The organism is Metabacillus dongyingensis (assembly GCF_019933155.2).
In the GTDB taxonomy this organism is placed as follows: Bacteria; Bacillota; Bacilli; order Bacillales; family Bacillaceae; genus Bacillus_P; species Bacillus_P dongyingensis.
The window spans coordinates 185,547-207,278 of sequence record NZ_CP082944.1; the positions used below are offsets into that span (position 1 = coordinate 185,547).

At 41.2% G+C, this 21,732-nt stretch carries 19 protein-coding genes and 1 pseudogene; 12 read left to right on the plus strand and 8 right to left on the minus strand.

The genetic code is table 11. The features are described 5' to 3' along the window. Positions 1-63 precede the first annotated feature (63 nt). Positions 64-578: pseudogene (locus K8L98_RS01070) on the minus strand (cyclase family protein); the annotation flags it as partial. A 157-nt stretch (positions 579-735) separates the two neighbouring features. Between K8L98_RS01070 and K8L98_RS01075 the strand changes: the two are divergent. Then, positions 736-2,049 (plus strand): epoxide hydrolase family protein, encoded by a 1,314-nt coding sequence (locus K8L98_RS01075; protein WP_223438968.1) that lies wholly within the window; start codon positions 736-738, stop codon positions 2,047-2,049. 472 nt (positions 2,050-2,521) lie between these two features. Here the strand turns inward: K8L98_RS01075 and guaC are convergent, their stop codons facing one another. Beyond that, positions 2,522-3,505 carry a GMP reductase gene (guaC, locus tag K8L98_RS01080; RefSeq protein WP_223438969.1) on the minus strand — a complete coding sequence of 328 codons (984 nt, stop codon included), beginning with the start codon at positions 3,503-3,505 and terminating at the stop codon, positions 2,522-2,524. A 255-nt stretch (positions 3,506-3,760) separates the two neighbouring features. On the opposite strand from guaC, the gene safA reads away from it, so the two are divergent. After that, on the plus strand, positions 3,761-4,381 hold the full coding sequence (safA, locus tag K8L98_RS01085) for a SafA/ExsA family spore coat assembly protein (protein WP_223438970.1): 621 nt from the start codon (positions 3,761-3,763) through the stop codon (positions 4,379-4,381). Between the two features lie 523 nt (positions 4,382-4,904). Here safA and K8L98_RS01090 read toward each other — a convergent pair. Continuing rightward, positions 4,905-5,807 (minus strand): superoxide dismutase, encoded by a 903-nt coding sequence (locus tag K8L98_RS01090; RefSeq protein ID WP_223438971.1) that lies wholly within the window; start codon positions 5,805-5,807, stop codon positions 4,905-4,907. Positions 5,808-6,064: 257 nt separating this feature from the next. Between K8L98_RS01090 and K8L98_RS01095 the strand changes: the two genes are divergently transcribed. Further along, positions 6,065-7,225 carry an AI-2E family transporter gene (locus K8L98_RS01095; RefSeq protein ID WP_223438972.1) on the plus strand — a complete coding sequence of 387 codons (1,161 nt, stop codon included), beginning with the start codon at positions 6,065-6,067 and terminating at the stop codon, positions 7,223-7,225. 46 nt (positions 7,226-7,271) lie between these two features. Here K8L98_RS01095 and K8L98_RS26500 read toward each other — a convergent pair whose 3' ends face one another. Continuing rightward, positions 7,272-9,005: a glycine betaine ABC transporter substrate-binding protein gene (locus K8L98_RS26500; RefSeq protein WP_275976729.1), complete on the minus strand. Its 1,734-nt coding sequence runs from the start codon at positions 9,003-9,005 to the stop codon at positions 7,272-7,274. Beyond that, on the minus strand, positions 9,006-10,211 hold the full coding sequence (locus K8L98_RS01110; protein ID WP_223438973.1) for a quaternary amine ABC transporter ATP-binding protein: 1,206 nt from the start codon (positions 10,209-10,211) through the stop codon (positions 9,006-9,008). It abuts the gene before it with no gap. A 435-nt stretch (positions 10,212-10,646) separates the two neighbouring features. Here K8L98_RS01110 and K8L98_RS01115 point away from each other — a divergent pair, with 435 nt between their 5' ends. The 3 genes from K8L98_RS01115 (at position 10,647) to K8L98_RS01125 (ending at position 12,321) form a co-directional block, all read left to right on the plus strand. Next, positions 10,647-11,072, plus strand: coding sequence for an organic hydroperoxide resistance protein (locus K8L98_RS01115; RefSeq protein ID WP_223438974.1), 426 nt, complete (start codon positions 10,647-10,649; stop codon positions 11,070-11,072). 115 nt (positions 11,073-11,187) lie between these two features. Beyond that, on the plus strand, positions 11,188-11,943 hold the full coding sequence (locus K8L98_RS01120; protein ID WP_223438975.1) for a DUF2087 domain-containing protein: 756 nt from the start codon (positions 11,188-11,190) through the stop codon (positions 11,941-11,943). 21 nt (positions 11,944-11,964) lie between these two features. Then, positions 11,965-12,321: a GIY-YIG nuclease family protein gene (locus K8L98_RS01125; protein ID WP_223438976.1), complete on the plus strand. Its 357-nt coding sequence runs from the start codon at positions 11,965-11,967 to the stop codon at positions 12,319-12,321. Between the two features lie 38 nt (positions 12,322-12,359). Here the strand turns inward: K8L98_RS01125 and K8L98_RS01130 are convergent, their stop codons facing one another. Next, entirely contained in the window at positions 12,360-13,367 is a 1,008-nt protein-coding gene (locus K8L98_RS01130; protein ID WP_223438977.1) for an HAAS signaling domain-containing protein, read from the minus strand. Positions 13,368-13,371: 4 nt separating this feature from the next. Next, positions 13,372-13,701, minus strand: coding sequence for a PadR family transcriptional regulator (locus K8L98_RS01135; protein ID WP_223438978.1), 330 nt, complete (start codon positions 13,699-13,701; stop codon positions 13,372-13,374). A 197-nt stretch (positions 13,702-13,898) separates the two neighbouring features. Here K8L98_RS01135 and K8L98_RS01140 point away from each other — a divergent pair, with 197 nt between their 5' ends. Further along, a complete protein-coding gene (locus K8L98_RS01140) occupies positions 13,899-14,828 on the plus strand; it encodes a ring-cleaving dioxygenase (protein WP_223438979.1) in 930 nt (309 codons plus the stop codon). 12 nt (positions 14,829-14,840) lie between these two features. Continuing rightward, positions 14,841-15,449 (plus strand): flavin reductase family protein, encoded by a 609-nt coding sequence (locus K8L98_RS01145; RefSeq protein WP_223438980.1) that lies wholly within the window; start codon positions 14,841-14,843, stop codon positions 15,447-15,449. A 117-nt stretch (positions 15,450-15,566) separates the two neighbouring features. Here K8L98_RS01145 and K8L98_RS01150 read toward each other — a convergent pair whose 3' ends face one another. Then, positions 15,567-16,064: a GNAT family N-acetyltransferase gene (locus K8L98_RS01150; protein WP_223438981.1), complete on the minus strand. Its 498-nt coding sequence runs from the start codon at positions 16,062-16,064 to the stop codon at positions 15,567-15,569. A gap of 192 nt (positions 16,065-16,256) precedes the next feature. On the opposite strand from K8L98_RS01150, the gene K8L98_RS01155 reads away from it, so the two are divergent. From K8L98_RS01155 to K8L98_RS01170, 4 genes are read left to right on the plus strand one after another with little or no spacing between them, the layout of a single operon-like run. Further along, on the plus strand, positions 16,257-18,005 hold the full coding sequence (locus K8L98_RS01155) for a PTS mannitol transporter subunit IIBC (protein ID WP_223438982.1): 1,749 nt from the start codon (positions 16,257-16,259) through the stop codon (positions 18,003-18,005). Positions 18,006-18,034: 29 nt separating this feature from the next. Further along, on the plus strand, positions 18,035-20,116 hold the full coding sequence (locus K8L98_RS01160; protein WP_223438983.1) for a BglG family transcription antiterminator: 2,082 nt from the start codon (positions 18,035-18,037) through the stop codon (positions 20,114-20,116). A 12-nt stretch (positions 20,117-20,128) separates the two neighbouring features. Continuing rightward, a complete protein-coding gene (locus tag K8L98_RS01165; RefSeq protein WP_223438984.1) occupies positions 20,129-20,563 on the plus strand; it encodes a PTS mannitol transporter subunit IIA in 435 nt (144 codons plus the stop codon). 1 nt (position 20,564) lies between these two features. Continuing rightward, positions 20,565-21,695, plus strand: coding sequence for a mannitol-1-phosphate 5-dehydrogenase (locus K8L98_RS01170; protein WP_223438985.1), 1,131 nt, complete (start codon positions 20,565-20,567; stop codon positions 21,693-21,695). The last annotated feature ends 37 nt before the right edge of the window (positions 21,696-21,732 follow it).

A 21,732-nucleotide genomic window follows, 5' to 3' on the forward strand; every position in this document is an offset into this window, starting at 1 on the left:
TAAATTTAAATACGATTTGAATTGTCTGCTTGCAGATGACGTTAAGTCTTCTCTTTCGAGGTCGATTTGAATGTCGTGCCCGTGAAGACCATGATGGGCAGACAGTTCCTTTCTGTCGAGCGGGTCGACAGACGGCACGTCCACCCCGATGAGCCGAATTCCTTTGCTCGCCAGAAAGAGCGCAATATCGCCTCGCAAATAAGCTATTTCCGTAGGGAACACGCTTGGATTAGTCTATGTACCGGTCCGAAGCAGCAAGCGGACGACTCCGTTCAGTTCATGCACGCCCAAATCTTCTGCGCCGATGCTATGCTCGGTTTGCCCGAGACATCGATAACTCGGACCGGTCCCGCGTACAATTCCAAATCCAGTTCCGTCACTTTCCGCCCCTCGTTATCGAAATGAAACGGAGAGTCGATTTGCGTGCCGGTATGTATGCTCATGTCAGCTTGCCGACGTTTACCGAGATGCTTTGCTCCTTCAGCCAGCTAACTTCGTGAGAAGGGCGTGTCGCCGGTCCAAGTCGGAACTCCTTTCGCCAGACGTTTCGAAATATTGATCATCGTGATGGTCATCAGCCTCTATGGACGGAGCGGACGGGTTGCGTTAGTCCCGTTTGTTATCTGCTGTTGGTGAAGTAACCTTTTTTGAGAAAATGGAATAAGAAATGCACTTCGGATGGAACCTAACAAAAGGGTATCACTAGAATACTATCCGAATGGAGCGCTACTACTTATGAGCAGAAGATACTGGTTTCGTTTGGCAATGATTTCGGCTCTGTCCCTAGGATTGACAACCTGCGGCACAAATGCCCTGGCACAGAATATCCAAAAATCCCAAACTATTCAAAAGAAGATAAAAAAGCAACATACTGATAAGAACGCCATTCGTCCGTTTCATGTAAATGTTCCGGAATCGGATCTTAACGAATTGCGCAGGCGCATACTCGCGACAAAATGGCCTGACAAGGAAACGGTCTCGGATCAATCGCAGGGCGTGCAGCTTGCAACTATTCAGGAACTCGCGCGCTATTGGGCAACAGATTACGATTGGCGCAAGTTTGAGGCGAAGCTGAACGCGCTGCCGCAGTTCATCACCAATATCGATGGTGAGGACATTCACTTCATTCACGTTCGTTCGAAGCATAAAGATGCTTTGCCCCTCATCATCACGCACGGATGGCCCGGCTCAATCATCGAGATGATGAAGATTATCGGGCCGCTTACCGATCCCACGGCATACGGCGGGAAGGAATCAGACGCTTTCGATGTGGTGATTCCGTCGATGCCCGGCTACGGGTTTTCGGGCAAGCCGACCAAGGTCGGCTGGGACCCCGACCGCATCGCACGTGCCTGGGCAGTGCTGATGAAGCGCCTTGGATACACGAAGTATGTGGCGCAAGGTGGCGACTGGGGTGCGCTTATCACGGATTTGATGGCAGTACAGAAGGCTCCGGGACTGGTTGGCATTCACTCCAACATGCCTGGCGTGGTTCCGCCCGACATTGATAAGGCGATTCAGTCAGGCAATCCGCTGCCCTCCGGTCTCTCAGCCGAAGAGAAACGCGCGGTCCAGCAGCTGGACTTCTTCTACAAACACAGCGGTTACGCCTTCTTGATGGGGACGCGCCCGCAGACGCTGACCGGACTGGTGGATTCGCCTGTTGGATTGGCAGCCTTTATGATTGACCATGACGCGAAGAGTCTGGAGCTGATCTCAAAGGCTTTTGCCGGACACCCCGGAGGCCTTACGCGAGACGATGTGCTCGACAACATCACACTCTACTGGCTGACGAACACAGCGATTTCTGCGGCTCGTCTCTACTGGGAGAACAAGTACTCCTTCTTCGACGTCAAAGGCGTATCTATCCCGGTAGCCGTAAGCGTCTTTCCTGATGAGCTCTATCAGGCCCCGAAGAGTTGGACGAAGAAGGCGTATCCCAAACTCATCTATTACAACAAGCTCGACAGAGGCGGACATTTCGCGGCGTGGGAGCAGCCAGAGCTTTTCACTGCAGAACTCCGCGCGGCATTCAAGTCGCTACGCTAATCGGAGTCAGGTGGAATACGCTCACACAGGTGCTCGTCGTCTTTTCGCCAAATCAAGAGTTTGAATTCATATTAAAGAACAGGCGATTTGACCAGCCATTAATCTACGATGAAGCCCAAGGAAACAGGAAGCTTCGTCAAACAATTGCTAAGCATCTAGCAGAAACGCGGAAGATTCATTCCAATCCTGATTTGAGTTTAGAATTACATTTTCATTGGATAAAGAATATTTAAATGTTAATAGAAGGTCAGTTGAACAATTTTTATTTAATACATTTGATTCTTTAAAAGATAAATCTAAATTAAAGGAAAAATTTTCTTGAGAGGATATATTCCTCTCAAGAAAATTTTTTTCTTCTTTAACTAACCATAAGAAAAGATACAGCAACATTGGTGAGGGATCAGTCGCTGTTTTTTTTATTAGAAAAAAGAGGAGCCAGGCAAAAAAATACCTGTCTCCTCTTTTATATTAATTAATAAACCTTATCACCATTAAAAATCGAATTCTTAACCACCACATAATCCACCGTACGAATAGCATCAAGTTTGGTTCCGCCTGCATACGAGATAGATGACTGCAGATCCTGTTCCATTTCAGTCAAGGTATCCTTTAAAGCGCCTTTATGCTCCACGTACATTTTCTTGCCTTCTACGTTTTTCTTTTCGCCTTTTTGGAACTCTGAAGCAGAGCCGAAATATTCTTTGAAGAGCTTTCCATCCATTTCAATTGTTTCTCCAGGAGATTCTTCGTGCCCTGCAAACAATGAACCGATCATGACCATAGAAGCACCGAAACGAATCGACTTTGCGATGTCTCCGTGTGTGCGGATACCGCCGTCAGCAATGATTGGTTTGGTTGCAGCTTTTGCACACCAGCGAAGTGCAGCTAATTGCCAGCCTCCTGTGCCAAATCCGGTTTTAATTTTCGTGATACATACTTTACCTGGGCCAATGCCTACTTTTGTTGCATCTGCACCGGCATGCTCAAGTTCTCTTACAGCTTCTGGAGTACCAACGTTTCCAGCGATGACAAAGCTTTCAGGAAGATGCTTCTTGATGTGCTTAATCATTTCGATAACCGCATTAGAATGACCATGTGCAATATCGATTGTAATGTAATCCGGTGTCAGCTGCTCTGCAGCCAATTGCTCAATGAATTCGTATTCTTCTTCTTTCACACCAACACTGATAGAAGCGATTAATCCGCGTGATTTCATATCTTGAATAAATGAGTTTCTTTTCTCCGGCTGGAAGCGGTGCATGATATAGAAATAACCATTTTCAGCTAAGTTAACCGCAATTCTTTCATCTATAATCGTCTGCATATTGGCAGGCACAACAGGCAGCTTGAATGTATGATTTCCTAAAGCGATTGTTGTGTCACACTCTGAGCGGCTGTTTACTACACATTTTGCAGGTATTAATTGAATATCTTCATAATCAAATACATTTTCCATATGATTTACACCCCTAAATACGAATGTTATTGTTGAATATCAATTTAATTGTTCGTCCATTTGGTACTTTACATCATTTATATATGAATGTCAAAGATTTTGGAAGAAAAAAACGAAGAATAGCGATTATCTTTTTCATTTTAGAAAGCCTTTTCAAAAAAACAGGCATATGTATATTGTCTAAAAAGTCAAACCCTTTTATTCGGTAAAAACTACCGCTATTCTTCTAATCTAGTATTCGTATAAAATAAAACTATGAAAACATTAAAATCTTTATCACTTATGTTGTTGGTTGTCGCTCTAGCCTTTGGATTCAGCAGTCAAGCAAGTGCTGCAAGTACATACACCGTTAAAAGCGGTGACACGATGTGGAAAATTGCGTCGAAATATCAGGTTGGCGTCACGGAATTAATCAAAGCCAATCCAAGCGTTAAAAATGCCAATGTGATCTATCCGGGTCAATCGCTTAACATTCCTTCTGGAAGCGCTTATCAAAGCATGGAAAGCGAAGTGGTTACTCTAGTTAACCAAGAACGCGCCAAATACGGGTTAAAGCCGCTTACGGCCAATTGGGAAGTTGCGAGAGTAGCAAAATATAAGTCGGAAGATATGCGTGACAAAAATTACTTCAGTCACACATCGCCTACATACGGTTCTCCATTCGATATGATGAAGAGCTTCGGTATTCAGTACAGCTATGCAGGAGAAAATATCGCAGCGGGCCAAACAACAGCGAAAAGCGTTGTGACAGCTTGGATGAACAGTGAAGGACACCGCAAGAACATTCTGTCTTCTAATTTCAAAGAAATTGGTGTAGGCTACGCTAAAGGCGGATCTTACGGCCATTACTGGACGCAGATGTTTATCAGCAAATAATAAGTAGGAGGATCAGGGACAATCCGTACAGGGTTGTCCTTTTTGCTGTCTTTGTGCAGGGCGTTAATATGCTTTGGGGCTGTTTCGTTGTGTCAAAGGAGTACAATGAGTCCTTAAAATGAATAAAAAAGCAGATTTGAGGACTCAAAGGAGTTTAATGAGTCATTAAAATGAGTAAAAAATCAGATTTGAGGACTCAAAGGAGTACAATGAGTCATTAAAATGAGTAAAAAATCAGATTTGAGGACTCAAAGGAGTTTAATGAGTCATCAAAATCAGTAAAAGAGCAGATTTGAGGACTCAAAGGAGTACAATGAGTCCTTAAAATGAGTAAAAAAGCAGATTTGAGGACTCAAAGGAGTACAATGAGTCATTAAAATGAGTAAAAAATCAGATTTGAGGACTCAAAGGAGTACAATGAGTCATTAAAATAAAAAAGCAGATTTATAGTTCAAAAAAAAGGATGACTGATTGTTTTCAGTCATCCTTTTTTTACATATCATTCATGAAAATCCGATGGTCATTAAAAAGGCTTCCATTTTAATTGCTGTGCTTTTTGAAAGCGCCCTTCTGCTTCTTGCCAATTAACAACATTCCACCAATTTTCGATGTATTTTTTTCTGTCATTCTTATATTGCAGGTAATAGGCATGTTCCCACACGTCAAGGACAAGTATTGGTACGACATCCCATTGACTTAAGTTTTGATGCTTTTCAGCCTGAAGGATCTCTAATCGCCGTGCACGGGGTGACCAGACTAAAATTGCCCAGCCTACTGCTTCAACTTTGTCAGCTGCTTCAGAGAAGTGCTGTTTAAACTTTTCAAAGGTGCCAAAGGTTTGATTAATTTCCTTCATTAGCTTTCCAGCAGGTTTTCCGCCGCCATTTGGACTCATAATACTCCAGAATATCGTATGAAGATAATGGCCGGCTCCATGAAATGCAGCTTCTCTTTCCCAATGCTTAATAAGATCATAGTTGTTAGATAAACGTGCTTTCTCCATTTCTTTTTCAGCTTTATTTAATCCATCCACATAACTTTTATGGTGCTTATCATGATGAAGCTTCATAATTTCCTGATCAATGTAGGGCTCTAATGCATCATATTTATAAGGCAGCGGAGGAAGAGCGTGCCCCCCGATTGGAACGACAGTGACGGATTCAGCTTGAATGCGAGTTTGCTCATTTTCGCTGTCTTGTTCAAAATAAGCCGCAAGCTTTACATATAGTGAATTAGCACGTTCATAGATCTCGCTGTCTTCAAATGATCCCGTTGAAAGTTCTTCTTTAAATTGGCTTATTTGCTGCAGCCAAACCTCTAAGTCTTGATGATCCCCATGTTTTCGTTTTTCATCACGTAACTGATTAAAGCATTCTAACATATTTTCACACCACTTTTTCATTAAGACAATGTAATCTTCAGACATTCATATCCCACCCCTTAGTCAGTTGTAGACAATATATGCGTAAAGGGAAAATGGATGATGATTTTTAAAGGCTGCCTTTTACAATGGCTAATTTGGATAAGAATGCTGATTTCAAAAATGACAGACCTCATCTTCATTTGCAGATATTTTCCTTTCTTTAAAAGGGAATTGAATTATATTTTCAATTTCTAAATAAAGCCACTATAATAATCATTAGAGTACAAGTACTGAGTGCATAGAGAAAAAGGAGGACACTCATGAAACAGGTAAATCCCAGAGTAGGGACGTTTAAAAGGTTTATCCTTAATAATAGATTTGTTCTGTTTCTTCTGATTTTGCTTCTGATTGGATTGAACATTCTTGTCTTTATGAAAGTATCCTTTATTTTCACACCGATTGAGGTATTAATTAAAACGATTCTGCTGCCGATTATTCTTGCGGCCATCGTTTATTATGTATTAAATCCGGTAGTTGATTTTTTTGAAAGAAAAGGCATTCGAAGAATATACACGATCCTGGCCCTGTTTATAGTGATTATTGGTTTGCTGACAATCTTGATTGTGTCGGTTATCCCGTTTCTTAAGGAACAGGTGCTGAGCCTGATCAAGAGCTTCCCGCAATATACAAGCGATGTGGAGCAGCTGGTCAGAGATGTTGTCGGAAGCGACTTTGTGAATCAGGCGCAAAAGACACTGAATATTAACGTCGCAGATCTCTCAAAACAAATTTCGGATCAGGCATCAACCATTATAAATAATATGTTTGCTGGAATTGGAAATATCGTAGGGATAGTAAAGGATTTTATCCTTGCGATTGTCACGCTTCCGTTCATTTTGTTTTATCTTTTAAAAGACGGCAAAAAGCTTGGGCCTTATGTTCTTAAGTTCATGCCCGTTTCTTTCCGCAGTTCAACGTATAATGTAATGCATGAAATGAATAATCAAATCAGCTCCTATATTAGGGGACAGATCATTGTCAGCTTTTGCATTGGTGCGTTAATGTACATAGGCTTTCTGATTATTGGCATGGAGTATGCATCACTTCTTGCCCTTATTGCAGCCTTTACAAGTGTTGTTCCGTATTTAGGACCGGCAATCGCAATTACACCTGCATTCATTATCGCGCTAGTCACATCACCGTTTATGGTGCTGAAATTGATTATTGTGTGGACGATTGTCCAATTAGTTGAAGGGAAATTCATTTCCCCTCAGATCATGGGACGGAATCTTCATATCCACCCGATCACCATTATTTTCGTGATCCTGACTGCGGGGAACTTATTTGGAGTAGTCGGCATTATCCTGGCTGTGCCGGGCTATGCGGTATTAAAAGTGATTGTGACTCATCTGTTTGAATGGATGAAGATCCGGAGTAATATGTATGAACAAAGAGACCAGATCAACAGTAAAAATAAATAGCAAAAATAAAAAGTGCTGAAGAATCGTTCTTCAGCACTTTTATTGTTTATTTTTTAAGGTCTTCAATTGACTCAATAGGCATGTATTCCGGAACGGTTAAACCTAATTTCGTTCCTTCAAGATTTGGCCCAAGATCGACAATTTGATCTTTATATTCATTAATATAGTCCTGATGTGTTGTTGGGAGCCATGCAGCTACTAACGCGTCTGCACTGCCATTGGCAACACCCGTGAACATTGGTCCTGCCTCTACTTGTTTTAAAGTGACATCATAGCCCTGCTTCTTTAATGCAGCACCAATGACATTCGTACTTGCGATTTCTGATTCCCAAGAAACGTAGACAAGGCTTACTTTTTCACCATTGCCTTTTTGAGCGCCATCTGCCCATTCTTTCACTTTGTCAGGATGGCCGTTAATCCATTTTTCAGCAGCTTCCTCGGGTTTCATGCCTTCCTGGATATCTCCCATCACTTCTTCCATATCTTTTGGTTCCCAGGAGAATTGATCAAGGATTTTATAAGCACCGGGATTTTCTTCTTCTAAGCCTTTTCTGACTATGGTGTGAATGGATTCACCTTTACCGAACGAGCCTTTAGGATCCTCTAAATATTTCAGCTTATACTTTGTAAACATCCAGTGAGGTGTCCATCCAGTGATAATGATAGGTTCTTTTTGTTCATAGGCTTTTTGTAATTCAGCGGTCATGGCTGCTGAAGAGCCTTCTATTAATGTCCAATCTCCCTCTAAGCCGTAATCCTTCATTGCTTTTTCTGTGGATTTCATAAGTCCGGCTCCGGGATCAATTCCTGTAATTTTGTAATCGACCTGTTCGCCTACTTTACTCGGAGAAGCCTTTTCAGCCTGGCCTCCGCCAAAAGATACGGCAATAAAAGCACCAATTACCAATAAAGAAAAAATACTATACGCAAATCTCTTAGGTATAACTTGATGATAGGCAGGCTTACGCAGGTTTTGTGAAATCCGGTCTAATATGATTGCAATAATAACAATGGCTAAACCAGCTACAAATCCTCCTCCAACTTGAACCTGTGTTACAGCACGGTAAACTTCTGCCCCTAATCCTGGCGCCCCTACCAATGACGCAATAACTACCATGGATAATGCAAGCATGATACTCTGATTAACTCCAGCTAAAATGGTAGGCGCTGCAAGCGGCAGCTGCAGGGTAAAGAGTCTTTGAGAAGTCGTTGAACCAAATGCATTCGAAGCCTCGATCAAATCCTTAGGAACTTCACGTATCCCTAAGTTCGTCAGTCTGATTGTAGGAGGTACAGCAAATATGACAGATGCTATAATTCCTGGTACAACCCCGATTCCAAAAAACAGAATGGCTGGAATAAGATAAACAAATCCAGGCATTGTCTGCATGAAATCTAAAATTGGGGTGACAATCTGTCTTACTTTATCACTTTGCGATGCCCATATTCCAATCGGAATCCCAATAAGGATAGTGATGACAACAGATGAAAGCACTAAGGCCAATGTGTTGACTGTTGCATCCCACAGTCCAAGATTCTCAATTAAAAGCAGACCGATCAGTGTAAAAAGACCAATAGACCAGCGGCTTGTGTAAAAAGCTAGCAGCGTAATCAAAATAATAAGGAGTAAAGGAGGGCCAAGCTCTAAAACTTTTACCAGTCTATCTATAAAGCCTTCGGTGAAGGCAGATATGCCGCTGAAAAAGCCTTGAAAATTAGTTATGATCCATCCTACAGCAGTATCTACCCAATCAGCGAGGGGGATTTGCGGGAGTCCCATTTAATCTGCCTCCTTCATGTTCAGATCATCTTTGTTTCCTGCAAGTGCTCCAATAACAGCACCGCGTATAATAACACCTTTTAAGCGATTTTCCTGATCAACTACTGCAACCGGGAGGGCAGAATTCGATAGTGCTTCGATAACGTCAGTAAGCAATGTATCTTCTGATACTGTCGCTATATTTCTTGCCATCACATCTTCAACCGTCTTATTCTCTTTGACTGCATTGGATGCATCATCAGCGGTGAGCGCCCCTAATAGCTTTTGTTTGCGGTCTACAATAAAGATGCTTGAATATCCCTGAGCCTTCATAATTTGCAGAGCCACACGCGGACCGCGATCAGGAGTCATTCTCTCAGCACGTTTTAAAACATGAGATGCCTGCAGCACCTTGGAAAGGTCCACATCTTCTACAAAACGTTCTACATATTTGTCTGCAGGATTCATCATGATTTCTTCAGGAGATCCGATTTGAATAATTGTACCGTCTTTCATTAATGCAATACGATCCCCTATGCGAAGGGCCTCATCAAGGTCATGAGTAATAAAAATAATCGTTTTCTTCATGGTTTCTTGAAGTTCAAGTAATTCATCCTGCATGTCTTTACGGATCAGCGGATCCAATGCACTAAAAGCTTCATCCATTAACAGAATGTCAGTATTGCTTGCAAGGGCTCTCGCTAGACCGACCCTTTGCTGCATGCCTCCGCTGAGCTGTGAAGGATACTGATTTTCATATCCCTTCAAACCGACAACCGCGAGTGACTGCATGGCTTTTTCTCTTCTTTCATCTGCCGGTACGTTTCGGAGTACAAGCCCATGTTCCGTATTTTCAAGTACGGTTTTATGAGGGAATAAAGCGAAGTTTTGAAAAACCATGCTGATTTTATTTCTGCGTACGTCTCGCAGCTGCTGCGCTGACATTTTAACAATATCGACATCATCGATTAAAATTTCGCCAATTGTAGGATCTATTAAGCGGTTCAGCATACGGATCAATGTTGATTTTCCGCTTCCTGATAAACCCATTACTACAAAAATTTCACCTGGGTAAATTTCAAAACTTGCACTATTTACGCCAATGGTTGAACCCGTTTTTTCCAGTATCTCTTTTTTTGAATATCCTTCTTTAAGTAACTTAATAGCATTCTTGGGGGATTTTCCGAATACCTTCGTTACATTTTTCACTTCAACTTTTGGTCTCATCCTACACCTCAAAACTGCTTATTTTATTTAAATATAATTCGAAAACCTTCTGTTTTCCGCAATCTCCGGAGACTTACTATACTTCTTGCAAAAAACAATAACTGTTTAAGTATATAGAAGTTCAACTTTTGATTGCAAACGATATGGCAGCAGAAACAATTAAGAAAACCCTTACACTTCAATAAATAAAAGACTGCTGCAACCGCTCCGATGTCAATAGCGGTCTTATTTCACAGCTTATTTGTTTTTGATAATTTAGTTTCTGCAAAAATTATTTATTTTATTTCAGGGAAAGGATGAAAGTTTTAAAAAATCATTGAAAATAATGATTTTTTTCTGCAGATTGAAATAGTTTAAAAGAATAACATTCATAAAAAAGGGTATTTAAAATATGTGTATAACAGCTAATGAATTTTCTGGAAAGGAAGATGAAAATTGTCAGAACCATTATTCACTACCTCAGTTACAGCAGTAGGCGGAAGAGAAGGAAAAGTACACTCATCAAATGGCGTAATCAACATGGATATCGCCATGCCGGGATCACCTAGAGCTGAAAGAATGCCTGAAGCTACAAATCCGGAACAGCTATTTGCAGCGGGATATGCTGCATGTTTCGATGGAGCTCTGCAGCATATGGCCAGAAAAGAAAAAGTGAAATTTGAATCTGAGGTTACGGCTAATGTAAGCTTTTTAAAAGATGAAGCTGATGGCGGCTTCAAATTAGCCGTAAAGCTTGATGTAAAAGGGAAGGGGATTGAAAAATCTCAATTAGAAGACCTTGTTCACAAGGCTCATGAGTTTTGCCCATATTCTAAAGCAACCAGAGGGAATATCGAGGTTACCCTTGAGGCGATTGTTTAATAAGAGAGAGGCACCGTAAATGCGGTGCCTTTTTTATGTTTTTTAGTTGAAAATAAACAAACGATAATATAAAATGTTTATTATATATTAAACAAAATAGGGAAGTGTTTGTTATATGGATGTATCTGAGTTGTTTTGGAGTGCTTCTCTGGATGAATGGAAACAGGGGTTCATCCAAAACCAGGAGCACTATATTTGTCTGCTTTGCGGAGACAAAACAGAAAAAGGCGTTATTTACCCTGTAGATGACATGTTCTATGATGCTGAAAAAGCGATGAAGATTCATATTGAAAAAGAACATGGATCTGTCTTTGATTATCTGATTGGACTTGATAAAAAGCTTACTGGGCTGACGGACCATCAAAATCGTTTATTACGGCTTTTTTATGCCGGAAAAAATGATGCCGAAATCCAAAAAGAGCTAGAGATCGGAAGTTCAGCTACAATCAGAAACCACCGATTTGTATTGAAGGAAAAAGAACGCCAGGCAAAAATGATGCTGACGATCATGGAGCTTTTAAGAGAAAAGGATCAGCATGCACCGGTATTGATAACTCCTCACAAGGCAGCCAAAATGATTGACAGCCGATACAATGTCACTCAGGAGGAGGAAGCAGAAATGCTTGAAAAGTTATTTCCTGAGGGGACACATAGAAAGCTTAAGAAATTTCCGCTTAAAGAAAAGCAAAAGCTGATTGTCCTAAAAGCGATTGCTGACCGATTTGAAGGAAAACGGAAATATGACGAAAAAGAAGTGAATCAACTATTAGAATCCATTTATCACGATTATGTCCTCCTTAGACGGTACTTAATTGAATATGGATTTCTTGCCCGCAAGGCAGATGGAAGCGAGTATTGGAAAATACTTTAAAAAGGAAAGGAGATTCAATTAATGGATCGGAAAAAAGAATTAAAACAGCTTTATAAAGAATCGAAACCCGAAGCGGGAATCTATCAAATAAAGAATATCAGAAACGGGAAACTTTTTATCGGAAGCACATTGAACTTAAAAACATTGAATGGAAAGCAGTTTGAACTTGAATCAGGATCAAGCACAAACAAAACACTTCAAAACGAATGGAGTACTTTTGGAAAAGAAGCTTTTTCAATAGAAGTGCTGGAAGTATTAAAAAGAAAAGAAGAGGGCTATTTTGATGCGAAACATGCTTTGAAAAAGCTTGAGGAAAAATGGCTTAACGAGCTGAAACCATATGGTGAAAAGGGATACAATAAAGAAAAGCTTCAATAAGAAAAGGTGTTTACCAAATGGTAAACACCTTTTGACTGTTAAAGAACATGCTTTCTGCTGTTTCTGAATCCTTTTGCCATATCCACTATTGAAATGAGAATGACGATGGCAGCTGACGCCCAAATCCAGTTAGACCAAACCTCATCATGATTTTCAGGCTGTATTCCAAAGGAATTCATCGTCAAGCTGATAAAATCATTGGTGAAAAGCTCTGGATTCAGCAGCATGATGCAGTAAAAGCTGATGAAAACGAGATTGCTGAGAGTATTGATCCAGGCGAGCCTTTTGGTCCATCTGCCTGTATAAAGCTTGTAAATAGCTATAAACATCTCTAATGCAAAAATGGCAGCAATGCCGGGGAGATACATTTTAAGAACATCTGCCTGAAATAGAGGGGCAGCAAGCTTAAGGTCTTCAAGACCAGTTCCCTGCAGTGTGTACCAGCCAAGAAGGTTCGATGCGTTCAAAAAGATGGAAGCCCACAGCACCGTGAAAAATAATTCGAAAATGGGTTCAGACCTGGGAATGGATCTTTTAGGAGTATGGGTTAAAGCCAGTAAATCGTCTGGTGTCCATTTCGTGTTTTTTACATAATCACTTATCGTTACAGCGCGTTCCAAAAACGTATAAGTCAGAGTTACCCATGTAAACACTTGAAAGCTAACAAGCAGGGAGCCGATAAGAATGTCAAAGAAAATGGTCAGCATGAGAGAAAAAATGGAAGTATCACCCTGATGCTGAATGATTCCTTCAAAAAACCTGGATAAAAACGTGATGCACAATGCCGCAGCAAGGGATATTTTCATGACATACAGATAGGAATTATACATTGCTGGCCCGATTAAATAATTTGGTTTACCAGAGTATTTTTGTGCTAGTTCAGCGGGGTTTCCGAGTTTAGTCAGTACCATTTTTACATCTTCTTCGGTATAGTCCTCCGGAAGCATATCTTCAATATTCGATCGCAGCTCAAGGGCAATATCCTCTTGAGCCTTTTCAGGAAGCCTTCGTGTGACTTCATTAATATAAAGATGAATCAGATTCACTGAATCATTCCTCCTCTAATAGCTTTTTCATTTGAATAGAAGTTTTAAGCCATTCAACTTTAAGCTGTTCATACACCTCTTTTCCAAAATCGCTCAGTTTGTAATACTTTCTTGGCCGAGTCTCTGTCAGTTCCCATTCACTTATTAGGAGTTCTTGTTTTTCCAGTCTGCGGAGTAAGGGGTAAAGGGTGCTTTGATCAATTGTTATGTTGTTTTTCTCAAGAAGCTGGACGAGAGAATATCCGTATTGAGGTGTTTGCAGCTGGCTGAGGACGGCAAGTGTAAGGGTTCCTCTTCTTAGTTCAGTGGTCAGCGAGTTCAGTAATTCATTCATTATGACACCTCCAATTTTATAATAGTGTGTGACGTACACTATTGTCAATAAAATAATACTAATATTTGTAAAATGAGCAAATCGTTGACATGCGATAACAAATGAATTAAAATTATCTTGAATTCGAGATAATTATTAAAATAAGTGTTATTTAGATAAAATGAGAGAAAATACAATTTATTAAGGAGAGGTTTTCTATGACTAAAAAAACGGCAGGTATCCACCATATCACGGCAATCGTTGGTCATCCCCAGGAAAATGCGGACTTTTATGCAGGGGTTCTTGGCTTGAGACTGGTAAAGCAAACAATCAATTTTGATGATCCTGGTACGTATCATCTTTACTTTGGAGACGAAGCAGGAAAACCGGGAACGATTATTACTTTTTTTCCATGGCCTGATGCTTATCAGGGGAAAGTTGGGGATGGCCAGGTTGGAGTAACATCATATGTTGTGCCAAAAGGAGCATTGAGCTTTTGGAAGGCCAGACTTGAAAAGATGGATGTTCCATTTTCTAAAATGGAGCGGTTCGGTGAGGAGTATGTGGTTTTTGATGATCCGCATGGTCTGCACCTCGAAATCGTTGAACGGGAAGAAGGAGAATCAAACAAGTGGGAGTTTGGCGGAGTCACATCTGATGTTGCAATAAAAGGATTTGGAGGGGCAACTCTGTTATCCGCTCAGCCTGAGAGAACAGCAGAACTGCTGGAGGCGATCATGGGATTTGAAAAAATCAGCCAAGAAGGAGATTTTATCCGTTTTCGTTCAACTGGAGAGATTGGAAATGTGATTGATTTGAAAATGACGCCAATCGGCCGCGGGCAAATGGGAGTTGGAACGGTTCATCATATTGCGTTCCGAGCAGAAAATGATGAGGATCAGCTTCAGTGGCAAAAGCATGTTGCAAACGGAGGATATCATGTCACTCCAGTACAGGACCGACAATATTTCAATGCGATCTATTTCAGAGAACACGGTGAAATCCTGTTTGAAATTGCAACAGATCCTCCAGGATTTGCTCATGATGAGGAGACGCTGGGAGAAAAGCTGATGCTGCCGAAATGGTATGAGCCGCAAAGAGAAAAGATTGAAAAAGCGCTTGCGCCATTTGAGATTAGAGAGCTTTAAGGAGTGATGAAAATGCTGAGCATTGATCCAGCTGCTAACACGGAAAGGGAGAATTATAAGCTTTTAACAGGAAGCATTATTCCAAGACCGATTGCATTTGTCACTTCGCTTTCAGAAGACGGAACATTAAACGGAGCGCCATTCAGCTACTTTAACATCGTTACCGCCAATCCCCCGATGATTTCGGTGTCCGTTCAAAGAAGCGAAGGAAATCAAAAGGATACTGCCAGGAATATCAGCAGTCTGAAAGAATTTGTTGTGCATATCGTTGATCATGACAACGTTGAAAAGATAAACATCACTGCAGCAAACCTTCAGCCTGATCAAAGTGAGATTGAATTGGCGCAATTAACGCCTATTAAGAGCAGCAGGATTGCTGTGCCAGGAATAACGGAAGCCAAAGTACGCATGGAATGTGTTCTTGAACGAGTGATTGAGCTCGGCGGTGACGATTCGCCTGCATGTGATTTGATCATCGGGAAAATTGTTCAGTTTCACGTAGAAAAGAGCATATATGAAAAAGGAAGAATTAATCCTGATGGACTGGGTGCAGTCAGCAGACTTGCGGGAAATGATTACGCAAGAGTCGGAGAGCTGTTTTCAATCGAACGGCCAATATGAAAAACGGACCAAATCCTGGTCCGTTTTTTATGATCGCAGATAAATTCTTGATTTAGATGGATATCATGTCAAATGTGGCTGATCCAAAATAGATGGATAAATAGAAAACAAGCCCGCTTATAAAAATAAAACCATATGATCCTCATCATAATAGATGCCATCAGCTTTTAGCGCTCTTTTTTCATGACCATAAACGGTGAAGCCAAATGAAGTGTATAGTTGCTTTGCTGAAGGATTGGTGCTCACAACAGATAAATGAAGCTGCTCTGTATCGTCAAACTCCTGTGCTTTTTTTACCACTTCAGCCATCAGTTTTTTTCCTATGCCCCTTCCGCGATAATCAGGAGAAACATACATCGCGTAAATCGAAGCTTTATGCTTAAGCTTGACCTTCGTTTCTTTTACTAGAGTGACAACACCGGCAAGTTCTTCCTTTTCAAAAACTCCAAACGTAAAGGCAGTATCTGATTCAAGTCTAGATTTGTAAAGATCAATCGGATAAAGCTGTTCTTCCTCGTAGCTTGATCCAAATGCTTCAGGGCTGTTTTTTAAACCCTCGAGCCGGATTTTTTGGTAAGCGTCTGCATCATTTCCATTCAGGATTCGCTTCTTCATGGGTTCCTCCATAAATGTTTTCCTCTATTTTACAATCTTGAAAGCGTTAGTTCCAGTCTTTTCATAGTTGGCAACAGCACAAGTGACAAAGTTGGGTTTTCTTTAAATTGTACGAACAGGATATGAGTCTTAAGATAGACATATAGAGTTTTGGTAAAACGCTTTCATAAATTTCTATTAGGAGGTTAATACATGTCTACACAAAACAATTCAGATATAAAGGTTCGAATTCAGCGTTTTGGAAGTCACTTAAGCGGAATGATCATGCCGAACATCGCAGCATTTATCGCTTGGGGGCTGATTACAGCTTTATTTATTCCAACAGGCTGGTGGCCAAATAAGGAATTGGCAGAGCTAGTAGGACCGATGATCACCTATCTGCTGCCATTGCTGATTGGATTTACCGGCGGACGCATGGTGTATGATCTGCGCGGAGGTGTCGTTGGTGCAACGGCGACAATGGGGGTTATCGTAGGTTCAGAAATCCCGATGTTCCTGGGCGCCATGATTATGGGTCCTCTTGGCGGGTATTTAATTAAGAAAGTGGACCAAGTGTTCAAGGATAAGGTCAAATCTGGATTTGAAATGCTTTACAATAACTTTTCAGCAGGTATTGCAGCGGCTTTTTTAACAATTCTTGCTTTTAAAGCAATCGGTCCTCTTGTATCAGGTTTAACGAACATTCTTATCGGCGGAGTAGAAGCAATTGTCTCTGCAGGTTTGCTGCCTCTTGCAAGTGTTTTTGTAGAGCCGGCAAAGGTTTTGTTCCTAAACAATGCAATCAACCACGGAATTTTCAGCCCGATTGGCATTGAGCAGGCATCAAAAGCAGGAAAATCCATCTTATTCCTGATTGAATCGAACCCTGGACCAGGACTTGGCATTCTGCTTGCCTATATGGTATTTGGAAAAGGCAATGCGAAACAGTCTTCACCTGGTGCAGCAATCATCCATTTCTTCGGGGGGATTCACGAAATTTACTTCCCTTACATTTTGATGAAGCCATTGTTAATCTTAGCGGCTATTGCAGGAGGAGCAAGTGGTGTACTGACATTCATGCTGTTTGATGCAGGTCTTGTTGCCACTCCATCACCAGGAAGTATTTTTGCTCTATTAGCGATGACGCCTAGAGGAAACTTTGCAGGTGTGATTTTAGGGGTAGTAGTTGCTACAGCCATTTCATTCTTAGTAGCAAGTGTCATTTTAAAATCATCGAAATCAACAGATGATGAGAGCATTGAAGCAGCAACAGAGAAAATGCAGCAAATGAAAGGCAAGAAAAGCAGTGTTGCAGACTCACTTGTTGCTGAAAAGAAACCAAATGCAGCAAACCATTATCAAAATGTGAAAAAAGTCGTATTCGCATGTGATGCAGGCATGGGTTCAAGTGCAATGGGCGCATCTGTTCTGAAGAATAAAATGAAAAAAGCAGAGCTGAATGTTGATGTAACGAACACGGCAATTGCTCAGCTGCCAAGTGATGCAGATGTGGTCATAACCCATAAGGATTTAACAAGCCGTGCAAAAGAAAAATTGCCTAATGCCATTCACCTTTCTGTAGAAAATTTCTTAAACAGCCCGGTTTATGAAAAACTGGTTGGAGATCTGAAAGAAGGAAAGCAGCCTAATATTGCGGGATCAGAAGAAGTACAAACACCAAGTAAAAATGTTGAGAAGGTCATCTTCGCATGTGATGCCGGAATGGGATCAAGTGCAATGGGAGCTTCTGTATTGAAAAATAAATTCAAAAAAGCAGGTCTTGAAATTCAAGTGACAAACTCGGCAATTAATAATCTGCCGGGTGATGCGGATATTATTATTACGCATAAAGACTTAACGGACCGAGCAAAGGCTAAAGTTCCTCAGGCTGAACATCTTTCAGTAGATAACTTTTTAAACAGCCCTAAATATGATGAACTGGTTCAGCGATTAAAGAAGTAATCCGTTTGCTTAGATGAGCAGGGATGGTGATGAAAGTGTATATAACAGCCAGAGAACGAGACATTTTAAAGCAGCTATTTGAACAGCCCGGCTTCATTACGGTTCACACGCTTGCTAATGATGTCGGGGTGAGTTCGAGAACCATTCACCGAGAAATGAAAAAGCTTGAAGATACACTGAAGAATTACCGGATTGTAATTGAGAAGAAGGCAGGGCAAGGGGTGAAGCTGACTGGTCTAAAGGAAGATATAGACCGGCTGCGGAATGACTTGTCCTCGCAGTCTTCCTACGATTACCTTCAGGATGAGCGGGTGTATTTGCTGATAAGTGAATTAATTCAATCCAAAGAACAAATGAAGCTCTATGCCCTTGCGTCAAAACTGCTTGTTTCTGCAGCAACCATCAGTCATGATTTAGACCGGGTGGAGAAGAAAATTGAACCTTATGAGCTTGAATTAGTAAGAAAAAGAGGATTTGGGGTTCAGCTTACAGGGGAAGAAACGGCAAAAAGAAGGCTGCTTGAGGCATTGCTGCTGGAGACAATTGATGAGCAGGAGTTCATTCAGATTATTGATAAAGATCCTATTAGGGAGCCAGAAAGCCAAACGTATTTAGGGTTTTTAACCAGCTGTGATCTGAATAAGGCAGATGATGCATTGAAGCCGATTCTCGAAATGATGCCCTATGAAATGGCGGATAACGCTTATTTTTCCCTATTGATTCATTTAAGTGTTGCAGTGAAAAGGCTGATGCAGCAAGAACCAGTGTCCTTCGTGAAAAGTGATGTGCAGAATGTGCTTCAATCTGAGGAATTTCAAATGGCAGCAAGGATAGGAAAGCAATTAACGAATGTTTTCAGCCTCTCACTTCCAGAAGAAGAAATCACGCAGATTGCTGTTCATCTTCGAAGAGCGAGAAGGCAAAATGAAGATTTCAACTTTGAACAAAGAAATTCCTTGATCTCCCTGCATGTAAAGCAGCTGATTGAATACGTTGCAGACGAACTCGACGCTCCTCTTAGAAACAATCAGTCTCTTTACAATGGACTTATTTCACATTTAGAACCGGCTTATTACCGGATGAAAGACGGGATTTACACACATAACCCGTTTGCCAAAGAGACAAAAGAAAATTACCCTAAGCTTTATGAGGCAGTAAAAAAAGGATTGGAACTCGTCTTTCCTTCGCTTGTCTTTCCAGATGATGAAACGGCTTTTGTCGTTTTGCATTTTGGTTCAAGCCTTGAGGAAAGAAGACAGGTCTTTTCATATAAAGCATTAATCGTCTGCTCAAGCGGAATTGGATCCTCGAAGATGCTTGCGACAAGGATACACAAAGAGATACCTGAAATTACTGAAACAGCTTTATCATCGCTTATTGGCTTAAAAAAACTGAATTTGGAAAACTTTGATTTAATCATTTCAACCGTTAGTCTGCCGCTTGATTCTTCTGATTATATACAGGTCGGACCGCTGCTTGCGGATCATGAGGCTGAAAAAATTCGCGAACAATTAAAAAGCACATCCAAATCTAAAAAAATGACCAGACATCCAAGCTATGCAGAGGCTTTAGGCGAGGTCAATCTGCTTGAAAAGATCGAAGTCTTTGAAGAAGCGGCAAAAACCGTTAAAGAGCTTCTCCGGCATTTCAGAGTCTACCATTTCTCGAATCATGGAAACCACCGGGACGTTTTATTTTCAGCAGCAGAGGTATTGAAGGAACAGGGTCTTATTAGAGACTCCGAAACACTGACGAGCGAGCTTTTGAAGAGGGAGGAGCTTGGCGGGCTTGGTATACCGGATTCGTCAATCGCTCTTTACCATTGCCGGGATACCTGCAACATTAAGCCGGTTTTCGTTCTTTTCAACCTTGAACATCCTTATACAGTACCTGGCATGGATAACAGGGAAATTGAGATGAAGACCCTTGCTCTCCTGCTCGCACCTGAAGATTTTTCTCATACAGGGCTTGAGGTTTTAAGCCTGATCAGTGCAACATTGATCGAAACAGAAGACAACCTTCAGCTTTTTCAATCCGGCAACGGAACAAAGATGACAGCTGTGTTAAATGAAACCTTTCACAAATGGCTTACGCAAAAATTTATAAAATAGGAGAGTGCGACAATGAAAAAAATACTAGATGAGGCAAATATCCTCCTAAATCAAACAATTGGATCAAAAGACGAAGCGATTCGTTTAGCTGGGAAATTACTAGTTGAAAACGGATATGTCAACGAAGATTATGTAGAAAAAATGCTTGAGCGTGAAGAGCTTTCTACGACATATATGGGAAATGGCGTTGCCATTCCGCATGGCACGGAAGACGCTAAAAAAGAAGTCAATCACTCTGGAATCTCAATTGTTCAAGTTCCGGAAGGCGTAGATTTCGGTACTGGAGAAGATGCTAAAATTCTGTTTGGAATTGCCGGCAAGGACGGGGAGCACTTAGAGCTTCTATCTCAAATTGCGATTCTATGCTCAGAAGAAGAAAATGTTCAAAAAATGCTTGAAGTAACTACAAAACAAGAGCTGATTGCTTTATTTGAAGAGGAGAATTAAGATGATTGCTGTGCATTTTGGAGCAGGGAACATCGGCCGCGGTTTTATTGGAGCTTTGCTTAGCGGAGCAGGGTATGAAGTTTATTTTGCTGATATCAATAAGGATGTTATTGACGCATTAAATGAAAAAGGGAAGTATGAAGTCAGATTAGCTTCTGATGAGTTTGAGTCCTTTATTGTTTCAGGTGTTAAAGGAATCAACAGCAATGAGAATCAAGAAGAAGTCATCGCAAAGATTGCAGAAGCAGACCTGATCACAACTGCGGTGGGACCAAATATTCTAAAGTTTGTTGCGAAAACAATCGCTCTAGGCCTCAAAGAAAAAAAAACAGAAGCAAATGTGATTGCCTGTGAAAATATGATTGGCGGAACAGACCATTTGAAGAGTGAGATCTTCAAGCACCTAAATGAGGAAGAGCGGCATTCCGTCTCAGAGCTGATCGGTTTCCCTAATTCAGCAGTTGACCGCATCGTGCCTATTCAGGAAAACGAGGATCTTCTAAGTGTATCAGTAGAACCTTTCTTTGAATGGGTGATTGAGCAATCAAAGGCAAAGGGAAATATGCCTTCCATTCAGGGAGTCACTTACGTTGACGATCTTATTCCGTATATTGAGCGCAAACTTTTCACCGTAAATACAGGTCATGCTGTGACTGCATACGCCGGGTATCAAAAAGGACTGGCTACCGTTAAGGAAGCCATTGAAGATACAGAGGTTCGCCGTCTCGTTGAAGGTGCTCTGAATGAGACAAGCATGCTGCTTGTAAAAGAGTATGGTTTTGATGAGGGAGAACATTTGAACTACGTGAAAAAAATCATTGCCAGATTTGAAAATAAACATATTTCAGATGAGGTCACTCGAGTCGGAAGATCTCCAAAACGTAAATTAGGCTTTGATGACCGTCTTGTAGCACCTGCAAGAAGGCTGCTTGAAAAAGGGATTTCGCCTGATGATCTTGCAGCTGGCATTGCAGCATGTCTAAAATATGATTTTGACAAAGATGAAGAAGCGGTTGAAATTCAGCAGCTGATTCAGGCAAAGGGCATTTCGGGTGCACTGCAGGAGATTTCACAGCTTCCTGAAAATCATCCGCTGATCGGCCTTGTTGAAGAAAAATATCATAAGCTGTAAAAGGAAAAGCCTATCATTGTCAGACAATGATAGGCTT

Coding starts and splice junctions, on each gene's coding strand:
- K8L98_RS01170 (WP_223438985.1), top strand. CDS start 20,565: ATGATTGCTGTGCATTTTGGAGCAGGGAACATCGGCCGCGGTTTTATT.
- K8L98_RS26500 (WP_275976729.1), bottom strand. CDS start 9,005: ATGGGACTCCCGCAAATCCCCCTCGCTGATTGGGTAGATACTGCTGTA.
- K8L98_RS01160 (WP_223438983.1), top strand. CDS start 18,035: ATGAAAGTGTATATAACAGCCAGAGAACGAGACATTTTAAAGCAGCTA.
- K8L98_RS01140 (WP_223438979.1), top strand. CDS start 13,899: ATGACTAAAAAAACGGCAGGTATCCACCATATCACGGCAATCGTTGGT.
- K8L98_RS01110 (WP_223438973.1), bottom strand. CDS start 10,211: ATGAGACCAAAAGTTGAAGTGAAAAATGTAACGAAGGTATTCGGAAAA.
- K8L98_RS01090 (WP_223438971.1), bottom strand. CDS start 5,807: ATGTCTGAAGATTACATTGTCTTAATGAAAAAGTGGTGTGAAAATATG.
- K8L98_RS01135 (WP_223438978.1), bottom strand. CDS start 13,701: ATGAATGAATTACTGAACTCGCTGACCACTGAACTAAGAAGAGGAACC.
- K8L98_RS01125 (WP_223438976.1), top strand. CDS start 11,965: ATGGATCGGAAAAAAGAATTAAAACAGCTTTATAAAGAATCGAAACCC.
- K8L98_RS01150 (WP_223438981.1), bottom strand. CDS start 16,064: ATGAAGAAGCGAATCCTGAATGGAAATGATGCAGACGCTTACCAAAAA.
- guaC (WP_223438969.1), bottom strand. CDS start 3,505: ATGGAAAATGTATTTGATTATGAAGATATTCAATTAATACCTGCAAAA.
- K8L98_RS01095 (WP_223438972.1), top strand. CDS start 6,065: ATGAAACAGGTAAATCCCAGAGTAGGGACGTTTAAAAGGTTTATCCTT.
- K8L98_RS01165 (WP_223438984.1), top strand. CDS start 20,129: ATGAAAAAAATACTAGATGAGGCAAATATCCTCCTAAATCAAACAATT.
- safA (WP_223438970.1), top strand. CDS start 3,761: ATGAAAACATTAAAATCTTTATCACTTATGTTGTTGGTTGTCGCTCTA.
- K8L98_RS01075 (WP_223438968.1), top strand. CDS start 736: ATGAGCAGAAGATACTGGTTTCGTTTGGCAATGATTTCGGCTCTGTCC.
- K8L98_RS01145 (WP_223438980.1), top strand. CDS start 14,841: ATGCTGAGCATTGATCCAGCTGCTAACACGGAAAGGGAGAATTATAAG.
- K8L98_RS01155 (WP_223438982.1), top strand. CDS start 16,257: ATGTCTACACAAAACAATTCAGATATAAAGGTTCGAATTCAGCGTTTT.
- K8L98_RS01120 (WP_223438975.1), top strand. CDS start 11,188: ATGGATGTATCTGAGTTGTTTTGGAGTGCTTCTCTGGATGAATGGAAA.